General features: G+C 73.0%; 3 protein-coding genes. All 3 read left to right on the plus strand.

Features of this window, described 5'->3' with window-relative positions:
* The first annotated feature begins 207 nt into the window (after positions 1–207).
* Positions 208–2,070, plus strand: a complete 1,863-nt coding sequence (locus AB0H87_RS39350; protein WP_360158154.1) for an ABC transporter ATP-binding protein — start codon at positions 208–210, stop codon at positions 2,068–2,070.
* Positions 2,071–2,112: 42 nt separating this feature from the next.
* Positions 2,113–2,556, plus strand: a complete 444-nt coding sequence (locus tag AB0H87_RS39355) for a GNAT family N-acetyltransferase (RefSeq protein WP_360158157.1) — start codon at positions 2,113–2,115, stop codon at positions 2,554–2,556.
* Positions 2,557–2,979: 423 nt separating this feature from the next.
* Positions 2,980–3,734 (plus strand): hypothetical protein (locus AB0H87_RS39360; protein WP_360158160.1); only part of this gene is annotated, 755 nt, incomplete at its 3' end.

Raw genomic sequence — 3,734 nt, forward strand, 5'->3', positions numbered from 1 at the left:
GTCTGCCGCCGGCGCGGCGTGCACGATCTCGTGCTGGACCACCGTCCGCTGGTGGTCGACCTGCCGCTAAATGGCGCGCGGGGCGGCGCGGGCACCGCCTAGCCTCGTGGGCAACGCACAGACCCACGACACGAAGGAGCACGGACATGAGGACTCCCGGCGGTTTCCCCGGTCCCTTGCCCGTCTCCGCCGCCCGAGAGGCACTTCGTGTTCCGTCTGTTCGAAAGCCCTGTTGACCCCTTCGCATACGACGACACCGCCACACCGCCCGCCGGCGTCCGCCGGTTCCTGCTGCGGGAGCTGCGGCCCCTGCGGCCCGTCGCGGCCGCCGCCGTCACCGTCACCGTCCTGTGCGCCGCGATCGAGGTGTGGCTCATCGGGTACGCCGGCCGCCTCGTCGACACCCTCGCCGCCACCGACCCGGCCACGCTCTGGGCGTCGGTCGGCCCGGAGCTGCTCACCGTCGGCGTCCTCGTCCTGCTGGTCCGCCCGACCCTGAACCTGGTCGGTGAGGCGCTCGACGACATCGCGTTCCGCGCCAACGCCCGCCCACTGGCCCGCTGGCGGGCCCACCGGCACGTGTCCCGGCAGTCCGTCGGCTGGTTCCGCGACGACCTCGCCGGCCGCATCGCCACCTGGGTCCGCGACGGTGGGGACGCCGCCAGCACCGCCGCGTACTGCGTCATCCACACCCTCGTCTTCGTCGTCGCCTACATCGCCGGGTCGGTGTGGGTGATGTCCACGATCGACCCTCGGCTGCTGTGGCCGCTCGGCGCATGGATCCTCGCGTACGCGCTGCTGATGCGCTGGGCCGTGCCGCGGTTCCGGCGCGCGTCCGAGCGGCTCCAGGACGCGGAGTCGGCCCTGACCGGCCTGCTCGTCGACTCGTACGCCAACGTCGACACCCTCGCCCTGCTCGGCGACCACGCCACGCGCGTCGCGCACGACCGCGCGGTGTTCGCCCGCGCCCGGCGGGCCCACCTCGACCTGCAGCGGGTCGAGGTGACGATCAACAGCACGATGATGGCGCTCGGCAGCGCGCTGCTGGTCGGGCTCGTCGGCTACGGCATCGTGCTGTGGCGCTCCGACGCCGCCCCGCTCGGCCTGGTCGCGGCCGCGCTGGCGCTCAGCTTCCGGATCACCTCGATGGCGGAGTGGCTGCTCGACGCCGTGTCGGCGCTGTTCGGCTCCGTCGGCGCGTTGAGGCGGGCGCTGAAGACCATCGCGCAACCCCTGGCCGTCGCCGACAAGCCCGGCGCGCCCGACCTGGTCGTGCGTGGGGGAGCGATCACGTTCACGGACGTCAGCCACCACTACGGGCGCGGTGCGGGCGGGCTCGACCGGCTCAGCCTCGAGGTCGCGGCCGGGGAGCGGGTCGGTGTCGTCGGCCGGTCCGGTGCGGGCAAGTCCACACTGGTCGGTCTGCTGCTGCGCTTCCACGACGCCGAGTCGGGGTCGATATCCGTCGATGGCGTGGGGGTCGCGGACGTGACGCAGGAGAGCCTGCGCGGGCAGATCGCGATGGTGGCGCAGGAGGCGACGCTGCTGCACCGGTCGGTGCGGGAGAACATCGCCGGGCCCGGCGCGGCCGCCGACGACGACGGGCGGGTCGCGGCGGCGGTGCGGCGGGCGGCCGCGGACGGGTTCGTCGCCGCGCTGCGGGACGCGGACGGCCGCACGGGCCTGGACGCACACGTCGGCGAGCGCGGCGTGCGCCTGTCCGGCGGGCAACGGCAGCGGATCGCGTTGGCACGCGCGTTCTACCGCGACGCACCGATCCTGGTCCTGGACGAGGCGACGTCGGCGCTGGACTCCGAGGCGGAGGCGGCCATCCACGAGACCCTCGACGAGGTGATGACCGGCCGCACGGTGATCGCGATCGCGCACCGGCTGTCGACGATCGCGCGGATGGACCGCATCGTGGTCCTGGACGCGGGCCGGATCGTCGAGCAGGGCACCCACGCACAGCTGCTGGACCGTGGTGGCCTGTACGCGGACCTGTGGGCCCGCCAGTCCGGCGGCTTCCTCGGTTCCGAGTGGTCTTCGGATCTCAGCGCCAGGTTTACATAATGTGCATTATCGAACAACCAGCCGATGGGTGGGTGTCCTGACATGTTCCGTTCCGCCGGTATGGGCGACCTCGCGGGGATCCTGGCCCTCTACCGGCAGCTGCACCCGGGCGATCCCGCACCGACCGACGCCGCCGCGACGTTCGGACGGATCCTGGCATCGCCCGGGCTGCACCTGTTCGTGCTCGACGTCGACGGTGCCGTCGTCGCGACGACCTACCTCAACGTGATCCCGAACCTCACCCGCGGTGCCGCACCCTACGCGGTCATCGAGAACGTCGTCGTCGACGCGGCCCGGCGCGGCACCGGCCTGGGCCGCCGCATCATGGCCGCCACGCTCCAGGCGGCCTGGGACGCCGGCTGCTACAAGGCCATGCTGATGACCGGCTCCCGCAACCCGGCCACCCACGCCTTCTACCGCGCGTGCGGCTTCACCCCGGACGTCAAGACGGCATACGTCGCCCACCCTCCCCTGCCCCACCCATGATCAACTGCACGGCTCGTCCCGGCCCGCGATGGCTCAGGCCGACGAGCGCCTGCCCCGGCCTCCAGCGTTGATCAACTGCACGGCTCGTCACGGCCCGCGATGGCGCGGGCATGACGCGCGCCCGCCCCCGGCGCCCCAGCCATGGTCAACTGCAGCTCGTCGCGGCCCACGATGGCTGACGAGCGATCCTCATGGAGGTCGTGGGGGGAGACGGCCTCCAGGATCACGTCGAGGTGACCGCCATCGCGCAGGCACCGAGGTCGCCCTTGAGGCCGCGCCCACCCCCGGCGCCCCAGCGTTGATCAACTGCGCGGCGCGTCGCGGCCCGCGATGGCTGACAGCGCCCCCAGCCCTGGCGCCTCCTGTGATCAACTGCGGCGGCGGGCCCGCTTCGTATCGATGTCGGCCGGTATAGTCGCCTGCATGTCTTCGGGCGATTACGTGGAAATCGACTTCGGTGCCGGCCCCGCGAACGTCCCCGCGAGCACCCGGCAGTTGACCCTGGGCGGCAGGAAAAGTGCTGTTCCCGTGCCCGCTGACGGGCCCGTCGACTGGTCGCGGCTCGACCGGCTGCCCGACCTCGACTCGCTGTCGTGGACCGGCGCCGACCGCGGCGTGGTGGCGTTCGTCGCCGGGCGGCGGATCACCTACCTCGAATGGCTCGACGCCGCCGGCGACATCGACCTGACGCCCACCAAGGTCGCGGAGCTGCGGATGACCGCCGCCGACCTGCGCAGCCTGCGGCTGCCCGCCTCGACCACCATGCTGCTCCTGCGGGACCCGCCGCCCACGGTGGAGGTCGACGCCCCGCACGAGGGCCTGGACCTGCGGATCTTCTTCGGCGACCAGGAGCCCGCCATCCCGGCCGGTGTGGCGCACGCCAGGAAGGTCTGGGTCAAGGCCGGCCGGGCGTTCTCCGCCCGCGTGCTCACCGGCCTCGCCGACGTCGAGAGCCTGGACATCGAGCTGCTTGACCCGCCGGGCACCCTCACCGACACCGACGGACTCGCCGCTCTCCCCCGGCTCCGGGCGCTGACCGTCGAGAACGCCTACGACTGGGACCCGGCGACGCTGCCGGACCTGCCCGCCCTGCGGGAGCTCGATGCAACGGCTCCGCGCTGGGGTGCACGGCCGGGTCAGCCATCGGAACCGACCTCGTCCGCGTCCAGGTCCCGGGC

The sequence above is a fragment of the Asanoa sp. NPDC050611 genome, from assembly GCF_040654855.1.
Taxonomy (GTDB): Bacteria; Actinomycetota; Actinomycetes; order Mycobacteriales; family Micromonosporaceae; genus Asanoa.